Source organism: Vreelandella profundi (genome assembly GCF_019722725.1).
Lineage (GTDB): Bacteria > Pseudomonadota > Gammaproteobacteria > Pseudomonadales > Halomonadaceae > Vreelandella > Vreelandella profundi.
Genome location: NZ_CP077941.1, coordinates 1593889 through 1616714 on the forward strand (window position 1 = coordinate 1593889; position 22826 = coordinate 1616714).

20 protein-coding genes are annotated in these 22826 nt (G+C 53.5%); 9 read left to right on the forward strand and 11 right to left on the reverse strand.

Annotated elements, in window-relative coordinates:
* Position 1: 1 nt before the first annotated feature.
* From rsxG to KUO20_RS07330, 9 genes are all read right to left on the reverse strand, one after another.
* Positions 2-637: an electron transport complex subunit RsxG gene (gene rsxG / locus KUO20_RS07290; protein ID WP_235042198.1), complete on the reverse strand. Its 636-nt coding sequence runs from the start codon at positions 635-637 to the stop codon at positions 2-4.
* Positions 634-1668: an RnfABCDGE type electron transport complex subunit D gene (locus KUO20_RS07295; protein ID WP_235042199.1), complete on the reverse strand. Its 1035-nt coding sequence runs from the start codon at positions 1666-1668 to the stop codon at positions 634-636. Before KUO20_RS07295 ends, rsxG begins: the two co-directional genes overlap by 4 nt.
* Positions 1665-3347 (reverse strand): electron transport complex subunit RsxC, encoded by a 1683-nt coding sequence (rsxC, locus tag KUO20_RS07300; protein WP_235042200.1) that lies wholly within the window; start codon positions 3345-3347, stop codon positions 1665-1667. Before rsxC ends, KUO20_RS07295 begins: the two co-directional genes overlap by 4 nt.
* Positions 3331-3942, reverse strand: a complete 612-nt coding sequence (gene rsxB / locus KUO20_RS07305; protein ID WP_235042201.1) for an electron transport complex subunit RsxB — start codon at positions 3940-3942, stop codon at positions 3331-3333. The genes rsxC and rsxB overlap by 17 nt, the downstream gene beginning before the upstream one ends.
* Positions 3943-3954: 12 nt before the next feature.
* Positions 3955-4536 carry an electron transport complex subunit RsxA gene (gene rsxA, locus KUO20_RS07310; RefSeq protein WP_235042202.1) on the reverse strand — a complete coding sequence of 194 codons (582 nt, stop codon included), beginning with the start codon at positions 4534-4536 and terminating at the stop codon, positions 3955-3957.
* Positions 4537-4716: 180 nt separating this feature from the next.
* On the reverse strand, positions 4717-6753 hold the full coding sequence (gene metG / locus KUO20_RS07315) for a methionine--tRNA ligase (RefSeq protein WP_235042203.1): 2037 nt from the start codon (positions 6751-6753) through the stop codon (positions 4717-4719).
* A gap of 103 nt (positions 6754-6856) precedes the next feature.
* Positions 6857-7138, reverse strand: coding sequence for a hypothetical protein (locus KUO20_RS07320; RefSeq protein WP_235042204.1), 282 nt, complete (start codon positions 7136-7138; stop codon positions 6857-6859).
* 115 nt (positions 7139-7253) lie between these two features.
* Positions 7254-8435 (reverse strand): 1-acyl-sn-glycerol-3-phosphate acyltransferase, encoded by a 1182-nt coding sequence (locus KUO20_RS07325; protein WP_235042205.1) that lies wholly within the window; start codon positions 8433-8435, stop codon positions 7254-7256.
* Between the two features lie 142 nt (positions 8436-8577).
* Complete coding sequence (locus KUO20_RS07330) at positions 8578-9507, reverse strand: recombination-associated protein RdgC (protein WP_235042206.1); 930 nt, start codon at positions 9505-9507, stop codon at positions 8578-8580.
* Positions 9508-9651: 144 nt separating this feature from the next.
* Here KUO20_RS07330 and KUO20_RS07335 point away from each other — a divergent pair, with 144 nt between their 5' ends.
* The 9 genes from KUO20_RS07335 (at position 9652) to KUO20_RS07375 (ending at position 21637) form a co-directional block, all read left to right on the forward strand.
* Positions 9652-10086 carry an acyl-CoA thioesterase gene (locus KUO20_RS07335; RefSeq protein WP_235042207.1) on the forward strand — a complete coding sequence of 145 codons (435 nt, stop codon included), beginning with the start codon at positions 9652-9654 and terminating at the stop codon, positions 10084-10086.
* Positions 10087-10227: 141 nt separating this feature from the next.
* A complete protein-coding gene (gene gyrA / locus KUO20_RS07340; protein WP_235042208.1) occupies positions 10228-12987 on the forward strand; it encodes a DNA gyrase subunit A in 2760 nt (919 codons plus the stop codon).
* A complete protein-coding gene (serC, locus tag KUO20_RS07345; protein ID WP_235042209.1) occupies positions 12971-14074 on the forward strand; it encodes a 3-phosphoserine/phosphohydroxythreonine transaminase in 1104 nt (367 codons plus the stop codon). The genes gyrA and serC overlap by 17 nt, the downstream gene beginning before the upstream one ends.
* A 6-nt stretch (positions 14075-14080) precedes the next feature.
* Positions 14081-15172, forward strand: coding sequence for a prephenate dehydratase (pheA, locus tag KUO20_RS07350; RefSeq protein WP_235042210.1), 1092 nt, complete (start codon positions 14081-14083; stop codon positions 15170-15172).
* Positions 15173-15177: 5 nt separating this feature from the next.
* Positions 15178-17457: a bifunctional prephenate dehydrogenase/3-phosphoshikimate 1-carboxyvinyltransferase gene (locus KUO20_RS07355; RefSeq protein WP_235042440.1), complete on the forward strand. Its 2280-nt coding sequence runs from the start codon at positions 15178-15180 to the stop codon at positions 17455-17457.
* Complete coding sequence (gene cmk, locus KUO20_RS07360; RefSeq protein ID WP_235042211.1) at positions 17450-18139, forward strand: (d)CMP kinase; 690 nt, start codon at positions 17450-17452, stop codon at positions 18137-18139. The genes KUO20_RS07355 and cmk overlap by 8 nt, the downstream gene beginning before the upstream one ends.
* 183 nt (positions 18140-18322) lie before the next feature.
* The gene (gene rpsA / locus KUO20_RS07365; protein WP_235042212.1) at positions 18323-20002 is read left to right on the forward strand and encodes a 30S ribosomal protein S1; all 1680 of its coding nucleotides are present in this window, start codon (positions 18323-18325) and stop codon (positions 20000-20002) included.
* A gap of 297 nt (positions 20003-20299) precedes the next feature.
* Positions 20300-20677: a histone-like nucleoid-structuring protein, MvaT/MvaU family gene (locus KUO20_RS07370; protein ID WP_235042213.1), complete on the forward strand. Its 378-nt coding sequence runs from the start codon at positions 20300-20302 to the stop codon at positions 20675-20677.
* 609 nt (positions 20678-21286) lie between these two features.
* Entirely contained in the window at positions 21287-21637 is a 351-nt protein-coding gene (locus tag KUO20_RS07375; protein WP_235042214.1) for a hypothetical protein, read from the forward strand.
* A 22-nt stretch (positions 21638-21659) separates the two neighbouring features.
* On the opposite strand, the gene KUO20_RS07380 is transcribed toward KUO20_RS07375, so the two are convergent.
* Together KUO20_RS07380 and yacG are read right to left on the reverse strand one after the other, a co-directional pair.
* Positions 21660-22547, reverse strand: a complete 888-nt coding sequence (locus tag KUO20_RS07380) for a DNA replication terminus site-binding protein (protein ID WP_235042215.1) — start codon at positions 22545-22547, stop codon at positions 21660-21662.
* Positions 22548-22592: 45 nt separating this feature from the next.
* A complete protein-coding gene (gene yacG / locus KUO20_RS07385) occupies positions 22593-22826 on the reverse strand; it encodes a DNA gyrase inhibitor YacG (RefSeq protein WP_235042216.1) in 234 nt (77 codons plus the stop codon).

The following is a 22826-nucleotide window of genomic DNA, read 5'->3' on the forward strand; positions in this document are numbered from 1 at the left end:
TTCATTTGTTTGGCTCCTCATTGGCAATCGCTAGCGGCGTGTCGGCGGCGTATTGCAATGCCTTGTGCACCGCATTAACCACGGCGCGAGGCGTAATGGTGGCCCCCGTAAAGGCATCAAAATGACCGCCGTCTTTATCAACCGCCCAATAGCCGGGTGGTAGGCTGGCCAAATTCAAGCCGTCAAAATCGGTGATCCAATCGCTGCGGCGGCGCTCAATGTCATCGCCTAAGCCCGGCGTTTCCTGATGCTGGGTAACGCGCACGCCGGTAATCCGCTGCTGTCCATCAATGCCAATCAAAAGGCGAATTTCGCCATTATAACCCTGGCGTGTCACGACCGGGAAAACCAGCGCGCTGCGGCCTTTATCGCTAATCCGCCAGCCCTTTGCACCGGCAGCTAGCCCCAGCCGTTCGGCGTTGGGGAGCGTGAAAGTACTCTCTAATACGCGCTTCATCGGCGTATTCGCTAGCACGCTAGGCAGTACCTGCTGAAGCTGACGCTGCTGGTAAGCTAACTGATGCGTTGCTATGCGGTCGGCGGTTAATGTGCGCGTGACAGCAACACTACCGGCGGTTACCAGTGCAAAGGTGCCCAGTGCGAGTGCGCCACGCTGCATGGCTTGGCGTGGCGTCATCGCCGATCTCCGCGTGATGCGTGGCCCGTTGGGCGAGGCACGCTATACAGATCCAGCAGCGGTACGCAGAGATTCATTAACAGCACCGCAAAGGCAACCGCGTCAGGATAGCCACCCACGCTGCGGATAATCATGATCAGTGCGCCAATACCGGCCCCATAGATAAGCTTTCCACGTCGACTAGTGGCCGCAGAAACGGGGTCGGTGGCGATGAAAAAAGCCCCGAATAGCGTGGCACCTGTGAGTAGATGAAATAGCGGAGAGCCGGCGTGGCTTGGACTACTGAGGTAGAACAGCGTGGCGAGCAAAATCATGCTGCTCAGCATCGCTACCGGAATGTGCCAGCTGATTATGCGCTTCACTAATAAAAGTACGCCCCCAACTAGCCAGGCGACAGCGATTAAACGCCAGGCGGTCAGCGTTCCTGAGGGCAGTGGCTGAGCTGCCCAGAATTCGCTGGCAAGCATCGCCTCGCTTTTATGTTTAAACGCATCCAGCGGCGTGGCGCCACTCAAGCTATCAAGCTGGGCTGTCGGTAGCGATCCGCTAATGTGAGCCCATAAATCGGTGGGTACAGCGCCTTGAGGTGGCGCCCACAGCGTCATATAGGTGGGAAATGACACTAGCAACAGCGCATACCCGACCATGGCGGGATTAAAAGGATTGTGCCCTAATCCACCGTATAGCTGCTTGGCTACGATGATGGCTGCCACCATGCCCACGCCGATTAGCCACCAGGGGCTGGCAGGCGGTAGCGATACGCCGAGAAGAACACCGGTCAGCAGGGCGCTTGAGTCATTCAGGGTGACGCGTATCGGTCGTTTGCGTAGCCGCAGTATGGCAGCTTCAAAGGCCATGCCAAACGCTGCGGCTAGCAGCACGTTGCTGAGTACGCCAAGGCCAAAAAAATAGCTCATCGTGACGATGCCCGGCAGGGTGGCGATGATCACCCAGCGCATGATATTCGCAGTTGAGGGCCTTTTGGCTGCAGCGTTCTGGCTGTCCGTCTGAGAGGCCTGCATCATGCTCATAATGATTCCTTGTTCTGAGCGGGCGCGGGCGTTTCAGTAGCCTGCTGCTTGCGTGCCTGGGCAAGCTGTATGTCGGCAGCGCGTAAGTTTTCCTGCGCGGTCGCAAGCTGTATTTCGAGATCTTCAAGAGACTGTTTTGGGTCTTCTTGGGCCACCCGTGCCAAGGTTTTTTCGGCTTTTCTGACCGACGCTTTGGCAGCGGCATGAGCGATTCGTAAACCGCGTAGGTCGACTTCTCCGCTGGTAGCGGAGGCAGCCGCCGTCGGCGTTCGGCGGTTTTGTGACTGGCGTGCCTCTCGCCGGGCCTGCTTTTCAGCCTCTTCTCTAGCAATCCGCGCTTGGCGAAACTCAAAGCGGTGCTTGGCATGCTCGGCTTTCAGCGTTTCTATACGCTGATGGCGTAGGCGGTTTTTGGCATCGCGATAATCATCGACCAGCGGAATGTGGCTCGGGCAGACGTAGCTACAGGCGCCGCATTCAATGCAGTCAAACAAATGATAGTGCTGCATTTTGGCATCGTCTTTGGCGCGTGCGTACCAGTGCAGCTGCTGCGGCAGTAGCGCCACGGGGCACACGCTTTCGCACTCGCCGCAGCGAATGCAGGGCGATTCTGCGGGAGCCTGCGGCAGCTCATCGAACGTTGCGGCGATTAAGCAGTTGGTGAGCTTCGTCACCGGTGTATCTAGCGTCAGCAGCGGGGAGCCCATCATGGGGCCACCTTGAATGACATGGCTCAGCTGAGCGCGGTCAAGGCCTGCCTGCTCCAGCAGCTCCCGAACAGAGGTGCCCAGGCGCACCCAGCGATTGCCAGGTTGTGCTAAGGCGTCGCCTGTCAGCGTGACCACTCTGGAAACCAGTGGCTGCCCGTCGCGTACAGCCTGTAGGCAGGCCAGTAGAGTGCCAGGGTTATGACAGAGCACGCCAACGTCTGCGGGCAGGCCACCGCTCGGCACGTTAAGATCGAGCAGCTTTTTAATCAGCTGCCGCTCGCCGCCGCTGGGGTAGCGCGTAGGAATGACCTTGAGTTGAACGGCCAGAGGTTGGCTAGTTGAAAGCACCTGGCGAAGCGCTTCAATGGCCTCAGGCTTGTTGTCCTCAATACCAATGACGATGTGCCGTGCACCGCATAGTTTGGCTATTAGCTGTGCGCCTTCTAGCACATCACCGGCATAGTGGCGCAGCGTGAGGTCATCGGCCGTGATGTAAGGCTCACACTCTGCGGCGTTAATCACCAGCGTATGAATCGAATGCTGTTCCACCACCCGTGTCTTAATGTGGGTGGGAAAGCCTGCGCCGCCTAACCCGACTATGCCGCTGTCGTTTAAGCGCTCTAAAAGGGCAAGTGGCTCGCTAAGCTGCCAATTCATCTCAGGCAAGCGCTGCCAGTCATCACGTCCATCGCTGTCGATGGTGATTTGGGTCGCGCTAATCTCGACAATGACGCCGCTAATGCTGGCATGTAGGTGGCTTGAAATCATGCCTTCTTGACGGGCGATAATGCTGCCAACCTTCACCACATCGCCTTCGTTCACGCAGGGTGTGGAGGGCTGGCCGCTATGCTGCTGAAGCGGCAGTATCACCTGGCGAGGAAGCGGTGCTTCAAGCAGCGCCGATTGCTGAGATCGATGCTTGCGCTCCGGCGGGTAAATGCCGCCTGGAAAATCAAACGCGGTCGGCATGAACATCCTCAGGCAGCGATAATCGATCGCTGGCAATGACGTTAGGTGAGTTCGCCATCAGTGGCTGCCAATAGTTGAGAGGCGTGCTGCGCGTAATCATATCGATACAGTCGACGGGGCAAGGGTCCAGACACAGGTCGCAGCCGGTGCATTCATCTTCGATCACGGTGTGCATGAGCTTGGCGGCGCCAATAATGGCGTCGACGGGGCAGGCTTGAATACATTTTGTGCAGCCAATGCACTCCGCTTCGCGAATAAACGCTACCTTAGCTTCGCTTTGCACTTCGCCATCCAGCGGCGCTGGCTCCCGGCCTAGCAAATCAGCCAGGGCGTGAATCGTTGCTTCGCCGCCTGGGGGGCATTTGTTAAGCGCATCGCCCTGGTTTATCGCCTCTGCATAGGGGCGACACCCCGGATAGCCGCATTGGCCGCACTGGGTCTGCGGCAAGAGCGCATCAATTTGCTCAACCAGCGGGTTGTCTTCACGTTTGAAACGCTCGCTGGCAAGACCTAAAAGGGCACCAAAACCAATGCCTAAGCCCGTTAGCACCGCCACCGCGCTAGCAATACTGATGACATCCAGTGTGTTAATCATTGTGCGTTGCCTTCATCCCTGCACTAATCCAGAAAAGCCCAGAAATGCCAACGACATCAGGCTTGCGGTAATCATCGCAATCGCAGCGCCTTTAAACGGCGCCGGGATGTCTGCCCCCGCTAAGCGTTCGCGCATCGCGGCGAACAAAACCAGAACCAACGAGAACCCTAGCGCCGCCCCAAGCCCGTAAAGCGTGGTATGAAAGAAGCTAAGGTCGCGGTTTAGCGATAGCAGCGCGACGCCTAATACCGCGCAATTAGTCGTGATAAGGGGCAGGAAAATACCCAGCACTTGATGCAAAAGCGGGCTCAGCTGGCGCACCATAATTTCAGTGAATTGAACTACAGCGGCAATGACCACAATAAAGCTGATAGTGCGCAGGTACGTTACGTCCAGCGGCACCAGCAGACCGTGATACACCACAAAGCTTGCTGCCGATGCCAGGGTCAGTACAAAAGTGGTGGCCAGCGACATGCCCATCGCCGACTCCAGCTTATTGGAGACGCCCATGAAGGGGCACAGGCCCAGAAACTGGACTAATACAAAGTTGTTAACCAGCGCAGTGCTGATCAAAATAATAAATAGCTCACTCATGATGGCGTATTGTGCGAACAAAACTCGACAGTTGCTAGGGGGAAGATTGAATGATTGATGAGGAGCTAGCCTATGGGTTGGTCGGCACTAACATCGTAGGAAGTAGCAGTACGAATGTTTAAAAACGTAAAAGGGCAGAGCGCAACGTCTCTGCCCTTAACATCGCGTGCTTTATATACGTTACGTGACGCGCTGGCCTGGTTCTGCACCGTTGTCAGGCGTTAGCAAATAAATGCCTTCTTCATTGCCACTGGCGAGCACCATGCCTTCTGATAGGCCAAAGCGCATTTTGCGCGGCGCTAGGTTAGCCACCATAACCGTTAAGCGCCCTTCAAGTGCTTCTGGGGAATAGGCCGAGCGAATGCCGGAGAACACGTTGCGCGTTTCGCCGCCCAAGTCGAGCGTCAATTGCAGCAGTTTGTCAGCGCCTTCGACGTACTGAGCTTTAACGATGCGAGCGATGCGCAGGTCAATCTTGGCAAAGGCTTCAAAGTCAATTTCGGCAGCGATGGGTTCTTTTGCCAACGGGCCTTTCGGCGCTTCTTTGAGTTTTTGCTCTTCCACAAGATCTTCCTTCGACGCTTCAATCATCGCATCGATTTTATCGCGCTCAACGCGAGTCATTAAGGGTTTGAATTTATTGATCGAATGGCTGGTCAGTATGCGTTGACGGCTGTGCCAGTCTAATGAATCAACGTTAAGGAACTCACGCGCCTGTTCGGCCATGACCGGAATGACCGGGGCAAGGTAAACCATTAGCTGGCGGAACAGGTTAATGCCGACAGAGCAGATCTCAAGCACGTCGGCTTCGCGGCCTTCTTGCTTAGCCAGTGCCCAGGGCTCTTTTTCAGCGATATAGGTGTTCGCCTCATCCGCCAATTCCATAATATGGCGCATGGCACGGCTGAATTCACGGGCTTCAAAGTCTTGGGCGATCTCGTCACCGGCCGCAATAAAGCGGGCGACCATTTGGGGTTCGGCGCAGTGCTCCGCTAGCTGGCCGCCGCCGAGCTTTTTCACAAAACCGGCGCAGCGACTGGCGATATTCACCACCTTGCCAACCAGGTCTGAATTTACACGCGCGGCAAAATCGTCCAAGTTTAAATCCAGGTCATCCACTTTGGACGTCAGCTTGGCGGCGAAGTAATAGCGCAGATACTCAGGGTTGAGATGATCCGCGTAGGTGGCGGCCTTAATGAAGGTGCCGCGAGATTTTGACATCTTGGCGCCATCAACGGTTAGAAAACCGTGGCAGTTAACGGCAGTGGGCGTGCGCAGATCTGCACCATGCAGCATGGCCGGCCAGAACAGTGCGTGAAAGTAGACAATATCTTTGCCGATAAAGTGATAAACCTCGGCCTCAGAGCCTTTCTTCCAGTAGCTGTCGAAATCGATGCCTTCTCGGTCACACAGGTTTTTAAAGCTCGCTAGGTAGCCAATCGGCGCATCTAGCCACACATAGAAGTATTTGCCCGGCGCGTCGGGAATCTCAAAGCCAAAGTAAGGAGCGTCGCGAGAAATGTCCCACTCGTTAAAGCCAGACTCAAACCATTCCATCAGCTTATTGCGAATTTGCGGCTGCACGTGGCCGTCATCAATCCAGCGCTGTAAGAAATCCGCAAAGTCGGGCAGCTTAAAGAAATAGTGCGTCGAGGTGCGTACTTCGGGCGTTGCGCCGGAAATAGCCGAGACGGGGTTAATCAAGTCGGCGGGGGTGTACGTTGCGCCACACTTCTCACAATTGTCGCCGTACTGATCATCAGATGCGCATTTAGGGCAGGTGCCTTTGATAAACCGGTCGGCGAGAAACAGCCCTTTTTGCGGATCAAACATCTGCTCTATATCGCGCGTTGCAATATGACCTTTATCGCGCAGGCGCTTATAAATCATCTCGCTGAAGTGGCGATTTTCCGAGGAGTGAGTCGAATGGTAGTTGTCGAACCCAACGCCAAAGCGAGCAAAATCCGTCTGATGATCTTGAGAAACGCGCTCAATCAGCGCTTCCGGCGAAATGCCTTCCTGCTCAGCACGCAGCATAATAGCGGTGCCATGAGCATCATCTGCACACACGTAGTAGCACTGTTGGCCACGGCTTTTCTGGAAACGTACCCAGATATCAGTCTGGATATATTCAAGTAAGTGACCGAGGTGAATAGCTCCATTGGCGTAAGGGAGGGCGCTAGTCACCAAAATATTGCGCGTGGCGGTGTTAGACATGGTGAAGGTTAGTTCCGAGTGAATAAGAGTGCGGATAAGGCGGTAACAAAAAAGACGGCGACGTCGCTAAATACTTCGCCGATGGCGCTATCGTGGTTAGCGCTTAATACAGCGCCTGCTCTTCTTGAACCACTTCACGCAGTAGCTCTAAAAAAAGCTTGTCGGCGTCAGAGTGCTCAGCGGGATCTTCTGGAATATGCACGCTGGTGGTGTCAGAGATTTCGTTAGCGATACGCACCATCGCTGCGGGGCTGTTGCCCTCGGTTAGCTGCTGACGTGCAATGGCCAGTGATTGCTCGAGAATTTTCGGGTCTTCCAGCAACTTGCGAATGAAACCACGTAGCTCGTTGATGACACGTGTTTTCTGGATTTCTGAAGCGGACATGGGCGTCTCCTTAAAATCGCGATTGGCGTTAGCACCAAGCGCGACCAATCAATATTCTGACCATAGCATTTTTTTAGCTAACGGGCATGGCTTGTCTGCTATGAAGAGCTTGGCCTTAAAGCGTCAGGCGGCCCGCTTTATGCTTAACAGGATTTGCATATTGAGCCAGCCAGTAAGGGCGTAGCGGCGCAGGCACCTCGGCCAGTCGGGCATTGAAACGCTCTCTGTCTTGTCGAGTGATGGCCTTGCGTGCCACCAGCTCAGGCGCTTCACCGAGTGCTTCTAAGGCTAAGTAATGGCTTGGGAAAAGCCGATAGCCGCCGATAACTTGGCGATCAATTTCAGCAGCTACTTCGTCGGGCGTTGCCATGTCCGAGCCAACCGGGCTGCCAAAATGCAGTCTTACGCGCCCTTTAGAGCCGGTAATGCCGGCCACAATAGAGCGAATATCTTCAAATTCACCCTTAGCGTAGCTGCCCTGAGTATCGACATCATGCAGTTCCTGGGCTTTTTGCACGTCGCAAGGATCATACTCATAGCTAATCGATACGGGCACTAGCTTGAGTTCGGCGACGGCTTCGCCAAAGACCATGTCGCGCTCTGATAGTCGCTTGGCCATGGTTAGCATTTTGATAATGGCCGGCTCAGTGTGGTCGATGCCGTTCTTGGCGCGGCCTTCACGCTGCGCCATCCAAATGGAGTGCTGGTCTTCGGTAATGGTATGGCGAATATAGGCTGAAAGCTGCTGATAGGCCGCCAACATGGCTCGTTTGCCACGCGCGCTGCGCGGAACGATGAAGCTTTTGTTGAGCCGCATCAAATCGGTGACATAGGGCTTTTTAAGCAAATTGTCGCCAATCGCGATACGTACCGTGTCGCGATTAGCCTGGTACAGCGCGTAGTTAACGAAGGCCGGGTCCAGGGAAATATCGCGGTGATTACCAATAAAGAGATAAGCGCCTTTGGGGTCGAGTTTATCAAGGCCGGTGACTTCAAACGCATCCGTCGTGGTGCGAATCATGCGCTCCATATAATGCGCAATGCGCATTTGGAAATCATAAATCGTCGAAACATCTTTGACTTCACGGCGCACTGCCCGGCTAGCAAGTGCACGTGCAAGCGAAGGGGCCCAGCGCGCTAGGCGAGGTAGACGAAAGCGCGTCAGCGCATCCAGCAGCTCGTTATCGCGGGAGAGCCTGGCAAGCACATCGGCCACTTCATTATCCATAAATGGCCGAATGTCGGCCCATGGATCTACCGAGGTAGAGACGTTGGTAGCGTTATTGTGTTGAGTCATGCGAACCGTTGGCTAATAAATAAAAAGTGTCGACGAATAGCATCGAGGCGAAGGGATGCGCTATCCCTGTAGAGAACAAAAGCCCTATTGAGAACCAAGGCCCTATGGAGAGCTGAGAGCCCTACGCAGAACTGAGAGCCCATTACTGAGCCGCAGGTTCCCGCTGTGTCTCGCCGCCTAACCATTCTATCAAGCGAGGGATGTCCTCAGACAGTGCTTGCGCCATTAGAATAAAGTCCGTTTCCAGGCGCGCAAGGGCGTCGTCGCCGTCGTCAGCATGGTCGGCTTCTTCAATGAGTGCATCGCCAAATCGCAATGATTTCAACGCAAGATCGTCATGTAACACAAAGCTCAAGCGTCCTTCCAGGCTAATGGCGAGCTTGCTAGCTTGGCGGCCGCTTTCAAGCAGCTGCTGAATCTCATCGCTATCAAGATCGACCTGGCGGGCCCGCAGCACGCCATCATCGCCTTTCGCTTTGAGCTCTACCTGATCGCCTAACTGCAGATCGGCGGGGCGGCTGGCGGCGTCGCCTAGCCACGTAGTCATCGCACGAATTGGAAGCGTTTGCGAGCTGAGCGGCGTGACTTTCAGGCTGCCTAGCGTTTCCCGCAGCAAATCAAGAATATCCTCGGCTCGGGTGCGCGAACTGGCGTTGATGCCAATTAATTGGCCACGAGTGTCCCACCAGAGATCGATTTTCTGACTGCGCACAAACGCGCGGGGCAGCAAGTTTTCGGTTACCTGCTCTTTGAAAGCGGTTTTCTCTTTACGAGTCACTTTGCGGCCTTCGCTGGCCTCGATGTCTGCTACCAGCTCGTCAACTTCTTCTTTTACGACGGAGGCAGGCAGTAGGCGCTCTTGTCGCAGTGCTGAAAGCAGGCGGTGCCCTTGGATTTCATGTGCTAGCTGCCCGCTACCTAAGCGTCCTGCTGGCGCTGTCCAGCCAAGCCTGCGTGCATCGGCGTTGCCTAGTGGCTTGGAAGAATGCTCGTCTAAAGCGCTAGCGAGCGCATCGATGCTCATTTCAGGCGCGTCGTGCAGGCGGTATAAATGCAAGTGCTTAAACCACATGAGGCCAATCCTGTTCAAAAGGTGGCACATTATGGCGAAAGAGTGGCATTCCTACCAGCACGCTACCGGCAATACGCATTGTTGCGCATGTTTCAAACTTGTGTTTGATTGGCTTTTTAAACAGCTAAAGAGAGAGTAAATGCTATGACAGCATCGTTATCGCGAGTTCAGTTACGCGTGCGGGGTTATCACCTAGATGGCTATGGCCACGTTAATAACGCCCGCTACCTTGAATTTATGGAGGAGGGGCGCTGGGATTTTTTTGATCAATACCCCGAAATGATTCAAACGCTTCATAAGGCTGGAAGAGCGTTTGTTGTCGTCAATCTGAATATTGATTATCTAGCCGCGGCGCGCCATGGTGATGATTTGGAAATTCTCACCGGTATTGTCCACCTGGGAGAGCGCAGTGGGCTATGCCATCACCGTATTATCCGTAATGACGGTACGCTGATTGCTCAGGCGGATTTAACGTTTGTGCTATTAGAGCAAAAGGCTAATAAAGCTGCCGCCATTGCGGGTGATGTGCGTGAAACGCTGAGCGCATTAACGGTCACAAAAGAGGCATTTATCCTCTAAAAGGCTTTGCTGGGCTCTCTGGCTGCCCTTGGTGCTTTTGCGGTGGTATGATGGGGAATATTTGCGCGCCCAGATGCTGCGCCTTCATGGGCGGTATTTTTAAGCGCTTTCAACTCTCGCAGTGCCAAGGATCTGACTTTCATGGGTGACATCGCCAGAGAAATCTTGCCCGTCAATATTGAAGACGAGCTTAAGCAGTCGTATCTCGACTATGCGATGAGTGTCATTATCGGTCGCGCGTTACCCGACGTACGTGACGGCCTAAAACCGGTTCACCGGCGTGTGCTGTTTGCCATGCATGAACTGGGTAATGAGTGGAATAAACCGTATAAGAAGTCGGCGCGTGTCGTTGGCGATGTTATCGGTAAATACCACCCGCACGGCGATAGCGCGGTTTACGACACCATCGTTCGTATGGCTCAGCACTTTTCAATGCGTCACGTGCTGGTCGACGGTCAGGGTAACTTCGGTTCTATTGATGGGGATAACGCGGCGGCTATGCGTTATACCGAGGTGCGCATGTCGCGCCTTGCTCATGAGCTCCTAGCTGATCTTGAAAAAGATACCGTCGATTGGGTAGACAACTACGATGGCACCGAGCGTATTCCCGCCGTGCTGCCCACCAAAGTGCCCAACCTGCTGATCAACGGCTCGTCCGGTATCGCTGTAGGCATGGCGACGAATATTCCACCGCATAACATGCGTGAAGTGATTGCCGGCTGCTTGGCGCTCATCGACGACTACACGCTGTCGGTGGACGACCTGATGGAGTATATCCCTGGCCCTGATTTCCCCACCGGTGCGATTATCAATGGCCGCGCGGGCATTTTGTCTGCCTATCGTACTGGCCGTGGGCGTATTTACGTGCGCGCCTGCCATACGATTGAGCATCACGATAAAACCGGTCGCGACCACATTATCATCACCGAATTGCCATATCAGGTGAACAAGGCGCGGTTGATTGAGAAAATCGCCGAGCTGGTAAAAGAGAAGAAAATTGAAGGCATCGCCGAGCTGCGCGATGAGTCGGATAAAGACGGCCTGCGCGTGGTGATTGAAATCAAGCGCGGCGAGTCCGGCGAAGTAGTGGTCAATAACCTGTTTGCCCAGACGCAGCTACAGAACGTGTTCGGGATTAACATGGTGGCGCTTGAAAACGGCCAGCCGCGCACGCTGAATCTCAAAGAAATGCTTGAGGCATTCATTCGCCACCGTCGCGAAGTGGTGACTCGGCGTACGCTTTATGAGCTGAAAAAAGCGCGTGAGCGCGGCCATCTGCTTGAAGGTTTGGCTGTCGCCATCTCGAATATCGATGAAGTGATTGAGCTGATTAAAGCCTCGCCCAACGCGGCAGAAGCGCGTGAAAAGCTGCTGGCTAAAATCTGGCCGCCTGGCCAAGTCACCGCGATGCTGGAGCGGGCGGGCGCTACGTCATGTAAGCCAGAAGAGTTAGACGAAGGGTTCGGCTTAAACACGGCAGCCACGTCGTATCGTCTGTCGCCTGCCCAGGCTCAAGCCATCCTTGAGCTGCGCTTGCATCGTTTGACGGGTCTTGAGACAGAGAAACTCCTTGATGAGTATCTGTCTATTCTGTCGAAAATTGCTGAGCTGACCGAGATTTTGGCCTCGGCAGATCGCTTGATGGAAGTTATTCGTGAAGAGCTGAACGCCGTGCGCGATCAGTTTGCTGACGACCGTCGTACTGAAATCCAGGCCAGTCATCTAGATCTTTCGATTGAAGATTTGATTGCAGAAGAAGACATGGTTGTCACCGTGTCGCGCTCTGGCTATGCCAAGACGCAGCCGCTGTCGGATTATCAGGCGCAGCGTCGTGGCGGTCGCGGTAAGTCCGCAACGGCGATGAAAGATGAAGATGTCATCGAGCACCTGCTGGTGGCATCGACGCACGATACCGTGCTGCTGTTCTCTAACCGCGGCAAAGTGTACTGGCTGAAAGTGTATGAAATGCCGAACGCTAGCCGTGGCTCACGCGGTAAGCCGCTGGTGAACATGCTGCCGCTAGAAGAAGGCGAGGCGGTCAACGCTATCCTGCCGGTACGTGACTACGATCCGGAGCACTATATTTTCTTCGCGACAGCCAAAGGCACCGTGAAACGCACCAGTCTTGAGCAGTTCTCGCGGCCGCGCAGCGTCGGTCTTATTGCGATTGATCTGGAAGAAGGTGACCGCCTCGTCGGTGCGGCCATTACCACGGGTGATGACCATGCCATGCTGCTGTCGTCTAACGGCAAGGCTATTCGCTTTGAAGAGGGCAATGCCCGTGCCATGGGCCGTACCGCCCGCGGTGTGCGCGGCATGCGTTTGGCGGGCGATGCGGAAGTCATCAGCCTGATTATTCCGAAGAGTCAGCAGATTGATGCGGAAGCTGATGCCGAAGGCGAAACGCAAGACGCCTCAGCTGAGAGCGCTGTGGCCGAAACGGCCGACGGTCAGATCTACATCATGACCGCCAGTGAAAATGGCTACGGCAAGCGTACGCGTCTTGAAGAGTTCCCGCTGCGTGGCCGCGGTGGTCAGGGTGTTATCGCTATGCAAACCAGCGAGCGTAATGGCGCGCTGGTGGCGGCGATGCAGGTTTATGACAGCGATGAAATGATGCTGATCACTGACCGTGGAACGCTTGTGCGTACCCGCGTAGAAGAAGTTTCTACCACGTCGCGTAATACCCAGGGCGTGATGCTGATTCGCCTGGGTAAAGAAGAGAAGCTGGTCAAGACGGTTCGCGTTGATGAACCGGAAGAAATCGATGGGCCGGAAGAAGCTGATGAGCTTAGCGCTCTTGTTGAGGGCGATCTTGAAGAGAGCGGCCTTGAAGATGCCGAGGCAGGCGAATCATCCGATGATGCACAGGAAACGGGGACTGATGACACGTCATTATAATTTCTGCGCAGGGCCTGCGGCCCTGCCAGTAGCCGTGCTTGAACGGGCGCGTGAAGAGTTGCTGGATTACCAAGGCCGTGGCCTTTCTGTTATGGAAATGAGCCACCGCAGCGATGAGTTTATCGCCATTGCAGAGCGTGCTGAGGTCGATTTTCGCCAGCTGCTGAGCGTGCCGGAGAACTATAAAGTACTGTTTTTGCAAGGTGGCGCTAGCATGCAGTTTGCCATGCTGCCGATGAACTTGCTGGGCCAGGGCGGTAGCGCCAACTTTATCCAGACGGGTATCTGGGGTTCAAAAGCGCTCTCTGAGGCTAAGCGACTTGGTTTCGAGTGTCATGTGTCGGCCAGCAGCGAGCCCAATGGACATACCGCGGTGCCCGCACGCGATAGCATCAAGCTGAGTGGCGATGCAGGCTACCTGCATTACACCTCTAACGAAACGATTGGTGGCCTGGAGTTTGACTATACGCCCGACACGCAGCGCGCTGATGGCCGGCATGTGCCGTTGGTCTGTGATATGTCGTCAAATATTCTCTCGGGTCCCATCGACGTTAGCGAGTTTGGCGTGATCTACGCTGGCGCACAGAAGAATATTGGTCCTGCTGGTTTAACGCTCGCGGTCGTTCGTGACGATCTGCTAGGCCAGGCGCAGGCGAATATTCCCTCTCTATTTGACTATAAAATGCTGGCTGACGCAGGGTCGATGGTGAATACCCCGCCAACCTACGCATGGTACTTGGCCGGTTTAGTCTTTCAGTGGTTGAAGGATGACGTTGGCGGTTTGGCTGCTATGGACGCTATTAATCAACGTAAAGCCGACAAGCTGTATGCCGCGATTGACGCCAGCGATTTTTATAGCAACCCCATTGCCAAGGCCAATCGTTCGCGGATGAACGTGCCTTTTGTATTGGCCGATGCGGCGCTGGATAAAGCATTCTTACAACAAGCCGATACCGCAGGTTTGCTGAATTTGAAAGGCCACCGTAGCGTCGGTGGTATGCGTGCCAGCCTGTATAACGCGGTGCCTGAGTCTGCGGTAGATGCATTAATTGCGTTTATGGCTGATTTCGAACAAACAAGGGGCTAAATCACCATGTCCAATTCGTCGATCAACTTAGACGAGTTTCGCCAGCGTATCGATCAGCTTGATAGCGAGATTCTAACGCTGATCAGCGAGCGCGCTAGCTGCGCTCAGCAGGTAGCCAACGTTAAGCTGGCTGAAGACAACGACGCGGTATTTTATCGCCCTGAGCGAGAAGCTCAGGTGCTGCGCCGCATTATGGCTTTGAACAAAGGGCCGCTTGACTCCGAAGAAATGGCGCGTCTATTTCGGGAAATAATGTCGGCCTGCTTGGCATTAGAGCAGCCGGTTAAAGTGGCGTATTTAGGTCCTGAGGGTACGTTTACCCAGCAGGCGGCGCTCAAGCACTTTGGTGAAAGCGCCGTTAGCCTGCCAATGGCGGCTATTGATGAAGTGTTTCGCGAGGTAGAAGCGGGTGCCGTTCATTATGGCGTTGTGCCCGTAGAGAACTCCACTGAAGGGGTGGTCAACCACACGCTTGATACCTTCATGGACTCTTCGATCAAAATTTGTGGTGAGGTAGTGCTGCGTATCCATCATCATCTGCTGGTCAGTGAAACGACCCGCCGTGACAAAGTCTCGCGCATCTATTCACACCCGCAATCATTCGGCCAGTGCCGTAAATGGCTGGACGCGCACTATCCTCATGCTGAGCGTGTGCCGGTGTCTTCTAACGCAGAAGCGGCAAAGCTGGTAAAAACCGAGTGGCACAGCGCGGCGATTGCTGGCGATATGGCGGCTAAGCTTTATGGCCTAGAGCACATCGCCGAAAAGATTGAAGACCGTCCTGATAACTCCACGCGGTTTTTGATTATTGGTAATCAGGATGTGCCGGTGGCTGGCGAGGATAAAACCTCCATTGTGGTCGCTATGCGCAACCAGCCGGGTACGTTGCACGCGCTGCTAGAGCCGTTCCATCGCCATCAAATCGACTTAACTCGCCTTGAAACGCGTCCTTCGCGTACCGGTGTTTGGAATTACGTCTTTTTCATTGATTTTAAAGGCCACCGTGATGAGCCTCGTGTTGCGGCGGTGCTGGAAGAAGTGCGGCTGCGCGCAGCTGACTTGCGGGTGTTAGGTTCTTATCCCATCGGCGTGCTTTGACATTGATGGCACCGGAGCATACCTGTCAGTCCTCGCCTCATGAGTCGCGGTTGTTAATTGTTGGCTTAGGGTTAATTGGCGGTTCATTGGCATCAGCGCTTCGCGTTGCAGGCTTTCAGGGGCAGATACTGGCCTGCGATCCTGATGAGCATGAGATCGCTCGCGGGATTGAAATGGGCTTGATCGATTCAGGCGGCACTTGCCTAGCTGAGCAGGTGGAAGGGGCCTCTATGATTGTGCTGGCAGTGCCGGTGCTGGCCATGGAGAGCGTTATGGCTAACCTCGCCGCTGCGCTGCCAAAGGCTGCCCCGAATGTCGTTATAACGGATGTCGGTAGTACTAAAGCCACCATTCGGGCCTGCGCGCTGCGTGTGTTTGGGCGAGTGCCGACTAACCTGGTGTTAGGGCACCCGATTGCAGGTTCGGAAAAAAGCGGTGTGGCAGCCGCTAATCCACAATTATATGTGGATCATAAGGTGATCCTAACGCCAGAGCCCGACGTCGACCGCGATGCTTTGGATCGCGTCCGTAGCTTATGGCAGGCCTGCGGCGCCGAGGTGTTGGAGATGGACGTTGAACGCCATGACCAGGTGTTGGCGCGAACCAGTCACTTGCCGCATTTATTGGCATTTTCTCTGGTTGACACGCTTGCCCGGCAGGACGAAAGACTTGATATTTTTCGCTATGCGGCGGGCGGTTTTCGTGATTTTACGCGGATTGCGGGTAGCGATCCGGTCATGTGGCGAGACATTTTTATTGCCAATAAACATGCGGTATTAGCATCGCTAGATGATTTTGAAGCAGGGCTTGGGCGTCTACGTCATGCGGTAGAGACCGGTGATAGCGATGCGCTGATTGCCACTTTTGATCGAGCCAGCCATGCCCGGCATTATTTCGACTCTTTATTGAATAAAACCAGCTATCAGGCGGAATATCATATGCAACCACAAGGTAAGGTGACCTACCGTGTGCGGCCAGGCGGCCAAGCAAAAGGGCATTTGCGCGTGCCGGGCGATAAATCTATGTCTCATCGCTCTATAATGCTGGGTGCGCTGGCGGAAGGTGTCACGGAAGTTAAAGGCTTTTTAGAGGGCGAAGACAGCTTAGCGACGCTGCAAGCATTTCGTGAAATGGGCGTGGCGATTGAGGGGCCGCATCAGGGGCGCGTTACTATCCATGGCGTAGGCATGCACGGTCTAAAGGCGCCTGCTGGGCCGCTCTACGTGGGTAACTCTGGCACCGCTATGCGACTGTTTTCTGGTTTGCTGGCTGGTCAGGCTTTCGACAGCGAGCTAACTGGCGATGAGTCGCTGACTAAGCGACCGATGGGGCGCGTAGCCGATCCGCTGCGTCTCATGGGTGCTACGATCGATACCGCTGAGGGTGGGCGTCCACCGCTCAAAATTCGCGGTGCCGCTGCGCTGAAAGGTATTCATTACGATATGCCTATGGCCAGTGCGCAGGTGAAATCTTGCCTATTGTTAGCCGGCTTGTACGCGCAGGGCGAAACGCGGGTGCGTGAGCCTGCCCCTACCCGTGATCACACTGAGCGTATGCTTAATGGGTTCGGCTATGCGGTTTCTCGTGATGGCGACACCTGCTGGCTTCAGGGCGGTGGCAAGCTGGCCGCAGGCCCTATCGACGTGCCCTCGGACATCTCTTCAGCGACGTTTTTCTTAGTCGCGGCGGCGATTACGCCAGAGGCTGATATTACCCTTGAGCACGTGGGGATTAATCCAACGCGCATAGGCGTGATTAATATCCTTACCTTGATGGGCGCTAATTTGCTGCTAGAGAACGAGCGCGAAGTGGGCGGTGAGCCGGTGGCAGATATACGTATTCGCTATGCACCGCTAAAGGGAATCGATATTCCCGTTGATCAAGTTCCGCTGGCGATTGACGAATTCCCTGCGCTGCTTATTGCCGCTGCGAACGCAGAGGGGGTAACGCGGCTTAGAGGTGCAGAAGAGCTGCGCGTCAAAGAATCAGATCGAATTCAGGCAATGGCGGATGGCCTGGCTATTCTAGGCGTTCAACATACCGTGGTAGAAGACGGCATCGATATTACCGGCAATGGTAATGCGCAGGTCGCGAGCTACGGCGGTGGACGCATTGATAGCCTGGGCGATCATCGAATTGCCATGGCCTTTGCGATCGCTTCGCTGCGCGCTGGTGATGACATTGTCATTGAAGACTGTGCCAATGTGGCCACCTCTTTCCCAGATTTTGTTGAGTTAGCCACGCGTATTGGCATGGGCATCAGCGTGGAGGGCGCGCATGAATGACCGTGTCCCCATTCTGACGATTGATGGCCCCGGCGGTGCCGGTAAAGGCACTATCAGCTGTTTAGTGGCAGAGCGGTTAGGGTGGCATCTGCTGGATAGCGGTGCGCTCTATCGGCTGACGGCGCAGGCGGCCATTAATCATGATGTGGCCGTAGATGATGAAGTCTCGTTAGCGCGTTTAGCTGAGCAGCTGGATGTGGCGTTCCCGATTGACGGTGGCCGGCCGCGGACAATGCTTGAAGGTGACGATGTCGGCCAAGTCATTCGCACTGAAGAAGCCGGTGAGCGTGCTTCGCAGGTGGCCGCTTTGCCGTTAGTGCGCCAAGCGCTATTGCAACGCCAGCGTGATTTTTGCCAAGCGCCGGGGCTGGTGGCAGACGGCCGCGATATGGGAACGGTGGTCTTTCCTGACGCACCATTGAAGATTTTTTTAACGGCGAGTGCTGACGAGCGAGCGCGCCGGCGCTATCTGCAGTTGCAGGAAGCCGGGGTGAATGCTAGTCTTCCGAGTCTTTTAAAGGAGATTCAGGCACGCGATGCACGTGATATGCAGCGCAGCGTGGCCCCTCTCAAGCCGGCAGATGATGCCATAACGCTTGATACCACGCGTCTGAGCATACCGGAAGTGGTTGATCGACTGACCGAACTGCTAGCCCAACGTGGGCTTGTAAGCGGCGTGTGATTCTCCCTTGCGGCGCTTTTGGATAGGTGTCACGACGTGGCAGGGCACTAAACTCACATCGGTGAGCCCGGTCAGGTCTAACCAGCGTTAACACCCCCGAAGGCTGAGTGACATTAGGCCCGCACTTGCTGGTGGTGCGGAGAAGGCATTTATGCCTCAACAACGTAATTACGTAGGAACACCATGAGCGAAAGCTTTGCTGAGCTGTTTGAACAGTCTCTTAACGACATCAACATGGAGCCGGGCGCTATTGTCGCCGCTCAAGTTGTCGACATTGACGGTGACTGGGTTACTGTCAACGCTGGTCTGAAATCTGAAGGTCAGATCCCTGCATCACAGTTCCGCGATGAACACGGTAATCTGAACATCGCTATCGGTGACGACGTACACGTTGCACTTGAAGCCGTTGAAGATGGTTTCGGTGAGACGCGTCTGTCCCGTGAAAAAGCCAAGCGCGCAGAAGCTTGGAAGATTCTGGAAGCAGCCTTCGAGAAAGACGAAATCATCAAGGGCGTTATTAACGGTAAGGTTAAAGGCGGCTTCACGGTCGAAGTTGACTCTATCCGTGCCTTCTTGCCGGGTTCGTTGGTTGACGTTCGTCCAGTTCGCGATACTGCGCACCTGGAAAATAAAGAGCTAGACTTTAAAGTCATTAAGCTCGATCCGAAACGTAACAACGTTGTTGTATCTCGTCGTGCGGTTCTGGAAGCAGAGAACAGTGCAGAGCGTGAAGCGCTTCTGGCCACTCTGCAAGAAGGTCAGCAGATTAAAGGTATCGTTAAGAACCTGACAGACTACGGCGCTTTCGTAGATCTGGGCGGTGTTGACGGCCTGCTGCACATTACTGACATGGCGTGGAAGCGTATTAAGCATCCGTCTGAAATCGTAGCTGTTGGCGACGAGATCAACGTCAAAGTTCTGAAGTTTGACCGTGAGCGTAATCGCGTTTCACTGGGTCTGAAGCAGTTAGGCGAAGATCCGTGGGTCAACATCAAAGAGCGTTACCCAGAAAGCATGAAAGTGCACGCGGTCGTCACTAATCTGACTGACTACGGCTGCTTTGCTGAGCTGGAAGAAGGCGTTGAAGGTTTGGTTCACGTTTCTGAAATGGACTGGACTAACAAAAACATTCATCCGTCTAAAGTTGTTCAAGTGGGCGATGATGTTGACGTCATGGTGTTGGATATCGACGAAGAGCGTCGTCGTATTTCTCTGGGTATCAAGCAGTGTACTGCTAACCCGTGGGAAACTTTCAACACTGATTACAACAAGGGCGACCGTGTTTCAGGTACCATCAAGTCAATCACTGACTTCGGTATCTTCATCGGCCTTGAAGGTGGTATCGACGGTCTGGTTCACCTGTCTGATATTTCTTGGACTGATACTGGCGAAGAAGCCGTACGCAGCTTCAAGAAAGGTGACGAAGCTGAAGCCGTTATCCTGTCTATTGATCCAGAGCGTGAGCGCATCTCGCTAGGCATCAAGCAGATGGATTCCGACCCCGTTGCTGAGTACCTGTCAGTTAATGACAAGGGCAGTATTGTAACCGGTCGCGTCATTGAAGTTGATGCTAAAGAAGCTCAGGTTGAATTGGCGACTGACGTTATTGCTGTGCTGAAAGCTTCTGAAATTAGTGCTGATCGCGTTGAAGATGCGCGTAATGTATTGAATGAAGGTGACAGTGTCGAAGCACGTATTGTGAGCGTTGATCGTAAGAGCCGTCAGATTAATCTGTCGGTTAAAGCGAAAGACCAAGACGATACGCGTCAGAACCTTAAGAAACTGCGTGATCAAGAGCCGGAAACTGCAGGTGGTCCGACCACTATCGGTGATCTAATCAAGCAGCAAATGGGCCAAGACTAATAGTATATTAGTTATTGGTTTGTAAAAGCGCCGCCCTTATGGGCGGCGCTTTTGTTTGTAATAGCGAATAATCGGGCTTTCATATTGGTTGTAGCTGGTTATGGTTCAAGCTGATTAAAATGCTATAAGTTTTAAAAACGAATAGTAATTGAGTAAAAATCAACTAGACTGTTGTCAGTTAGCTAATTTACAGGAATAATGTCCTAGCATTCTGAACTAGTGGGTGCCAGTGTTGTAAAGTCTGCACCTAAGCCAGTTGGACCCTGTTCAGTTGGATATGATACTAAAGGAACCCCGATGTCATTACTTAACGAATATATTCAAAAAGAACAACAGCTAAAACAGCTGCAAGAAGACCTTCAACGTCTAGAAGGCGATCAGCGGCTAAAAAGCGAATTGGAGTTCAAGGCTAAGCTTGAAGCCCTGATGACAGAATTTGGCAAGCGCCCTAGTGACGTTATTGCTTTGTTAGATCCTGCTGCTGAGCAGCGTGGTGGTGCTAAAGTCACCGCAAGTGGCAATGCGCGTCGCAAGCGTCGTCTTAAAATTTATAAAAACCCTAAAACAGGCGAAGTGATCGAGACACGTGGCGGCAATCACAAAGGCCTGCGTAGCTGGAAAGATGAGCATGGCGATGAAGCCGTTGAATCATGGCTGGTACGCATGGAAGACTAAGTTACTTAGTCGCCGGCATTTCTTTATAGGAATGCCGGTTTTTTATTAGCAACATGCATGTTTATACTTCAACCTCGTAAGCGCTATTCTAATCGCACGTTCACTGGTTTGCTTTCAGTCTGTATAGTTCATCCAGCTATGCTGCCCGTGCCTCAAGTAGGTGTTTGTCATTCTCTGTATAGATATTCTCCCATGCAGGTTTTTTTTGCTGCAAAGGTTTTGTTACGGTGCACGGCAAGTGATCTATGGCCACGTCAGGCTGACAGCAGATGCGATTGCTGGCTTAGTCTAAACTGTTTCAGGCAGTGCTTGAACTATGCAAAATAAGCATGGTCTTTGTTCCTACGACGTAACACATTTGCGCTATATTAATCAGTTAAATGACCGCAATATGGCGGCAACCGATAGCTTTATTTATTTTTCTGTAGGGTGCTTCGCTAGTGGTCGTTCTTATCGTCTTGGAAAAGGTGGCGAGCGTATCGTCATCCAGGCAATTAGATGGTAATGAAATATTGCCTAACCGTTTCGTGTGTTTGATATCTGCTTTAGAGAAAATGCTGCACTGGTAGTCATATTAATCATTTCAAGCAAGGTGTAAATGAAACATCGATGAAATATCAAAAGGTTGAAAAGCAGTTAGATGAGCGCGATAAGCTGCGTAAATTTCGTGAATTAGACGATGCTTTTGCGCAGGCATTGCGCCAGTTAGATGACCCCGATAGTGATTTCGATATTCCTACAGGGCCGCCGGTAAGATCGCTTGCAACGCTTGAACAAGATGATTTGGACGCGAAGCAGGAAGAGCAACAGCAGGAACAGGGGCGTGTTTTTCAGCAGCGCTTTGAAGCATTATTAAGCGAATATGATTTTACGCATTATGATTTGGCGGAACTGTCTGAGACGCTACTTTCCCATGGATTATGGCAGCTAGACACGGTGCCTGGCAGTAAGCAGTCTTAATGCGTGGGAAACATACCCTGCGCTATCGGTAGCGATAAACGCGTATGCTCGGTAAAAACATTTCCTGTTCTATTTTTTCATCACAACGCCGAGCGCGAGTGCGGGTCGTGGGGGGATGTAGAGCAGGCAGGTTAATATGTGGCAGCCGCTGATTATTGTCGGGTACAAATATCGGCATCGCGGCATTTAATGCTCGCCTTGAGTGTCCGTCTGCAAGCGGTTCGGTGAAAAATAAATTCGCACGCATAAGCGGCGCCTGTGTCTGTACCTGAGCAAGAATCTCACCGCTTGGAATGCCCGCTAGTTGACGCAATTGAATGCGGATATGCGCAGCGTCGGTATCCAGCTGTAAGAGCTTACGCTCAGCTTCTTGTACCGTCAGTCGCTTAATGGAACGGCCGCTGCTATACCATGCAAAACGAACGCGTGAAACTGGTGCCTGTGCGATAGGCAGCTGCCGCCAGCTTTGTTTAAGATGTAAACGTGCTAGCCCGTTGCGTTGCAGCACCGCATCAACATGCGGATGGCGCTGAGGTAGGCGGCTTTTAGCATCGCTAAAAGACTGTGGATGAGCTTCTTTAATACGCTGTAGCAGTTCGCTAAATATTTTTTTGGTTTGATTGATAGCGCTTATCGCTGCAAGCAGTTCATCGTTAGCTGCCACGATTGCAATGTAATTGCGTGTTTCACGACCATCTTGATCCTGCTCATGCCACATATCGAGCAGCGCTTCTCGCAGCCAGTGATGCGGGTGGACTGTTTGATGAAAGACCCATGTTGGCGGTGATTGCTGCTCGTATAGCGAGGCGGCGGTATCAATGGTGGCGAGTAAATAGTCAAACTGCTGCTCGAGTTGGAGCAGCAGCTGATAGGCGGCGGGTGACGATGAGCCCGGTTTATTGGTAGACATAGTTATTTACGTGGCTCGCTAAGACCGCTTTGATTGACGTTTTTGTCAAGTAAGGGGCGCATCTTTATCCGCTTGCGCTAACAGCGTTTCGATATCGGCTTCATCCATCGCCGATTCGCCTGATATGCGGTGTGATTCGTCGGCCCAGGCACCTAAATCTAACAGCTGGCAGCGCTTGCTGCAGAAAGGGCGATAAGTGCTTTCTGGTAGCCACTGAACGGGCTTGGCGCACTGTGGGCAGTTAACCTCGAGCGGGGAATCGTTTGCAGGGCTAGCCAT

Coding starts and splice junctions, on each gene's coding strand:
- KUO20_RS07380 (WP_235042215.1), bottom strand. CDS start 22,547: ATGTCTACCAATAAACCGGGCTCATCGTCACCCGCCGCCTATCAGCTG.
- serC (WP_235042209.1), top strand. CDS start 12,971: ATGACACGTCATTATAATTTCTGCGCAGGGCCTGCGGCCCTGCCAGTA.
- KUO20_RS07370 (WP_235042213.1), top strand. CDS start 20,300: ATGTCATTACTTAACGAATATATTCAAAAAGAACAACAGCTAAAACAG.
- rsxB (WP_235042201.1), bottom strand. CDS start 3,942: ATGATTAACACACTGGATGTCATCAGTATTGCTAGCGCGGTGGCGGTG.
- KUO20_RS07295 (WP_235042199.1), bottom strand. CDS start 1,668: ATGAGCATGATGCAGGCCTCTCAGACGGACAGCCAGAACGCTGCAGCC.
- rsxA (WP_235042202.1), bottom strand. CDS start 4,536: ATGAGTGAGCTATTTATTATTTTGATCAGCACTGCGCTGGTTAACAAC.
- rsxC (WP_235042200.1), bottom strand. CDS start 3,347: ATGCCGACCGCGTTTGATTTTCCAGGCGGCATTTACCCGCCGGAGCGC.
- KUO20_RS07335 (WP_235042207.1), top strand. CDS start 9,652: ATGACAGCATCGTTATCGCGAGTTCAGTTACGCGTGCGGGGTTATCAC.
- metG (WP_235042203.1), bottom strand. CDS start 6,753: ATGTCTAACACCGCCACGCGCAATATTTTGGTGACTAGCGCCCTCCCT.
- rpsA (WP_235042212.1), top strand. CDS start 18,323: ATGAGCGAAAGCTTTGCTGAGCTGTTTGAACAGTCTCTTAACGACATC.
- yacG (WP_235042216.1), bottom strand. CDS start 22,826: ATGGCTAGCCCTGCAAACGATTCCCCGCTCGAGGTTAACTGCCCACAG.
- pheA (WP_235042210.1), top strand. CDS start 14,081: ATGTCCAATTCGTCGATCAACTTAGACGAGTTTCGCCAGCGTATCGAT.
- KUO20_RS07330 (WP_235042206.1), bottom strand. CDS start 9,507: ATGTGGTTTAAGCACTTGCATTTATACCGCCTGCACGACGCGCCTGAA.
- rsxG (WP_235042198.1), bottom strand. CDS start 637: ATGACGCCACGCCAAGCCATGCAGCGTGGCGCACTCGCACTGGGCACC.
- KUO20_RS07320 (WP_235042204.1), bottom strand. CDS start 7,138: ATGTCCGCTTCAGAAATCCAGAAAACACGTGTCATCAACGAGCTACGT.
- KUO20_RS07355 (WP_235042440.1), top strand. CDS start 15,178: ATGGCACCGGAGCATACCTGTCAGTCCTCGCCTCATGAGTCGCGGTTG.
- cmk (WP_235042211.1), top strand. CDS start 17,450: ATGAATGACCGTGTCCCCATTCTGACGATTGATGGCCCCGGCGGTGCC.
- KUO20_RS07325 (WP_235042205.1), bottom strand. CDS start 8,435: ATGACTCAACACAATAACGCTACCAACGTCTCTACCTCGGTAGATCCA.
- gyrA (WP_235042208.1), top strand. CDS start 10,228: ATGGGTGACATCGCCAGAGAAATCTTGCCCGTCAATATTGAAGACGAG.
- KUO20_RS07375 (WP_235042214.1), top strand. CDS start 21,287: ATGAAATATCAAAAGGTTGAAAAGCAGTTAGATGAGCGCGATAAGCTG.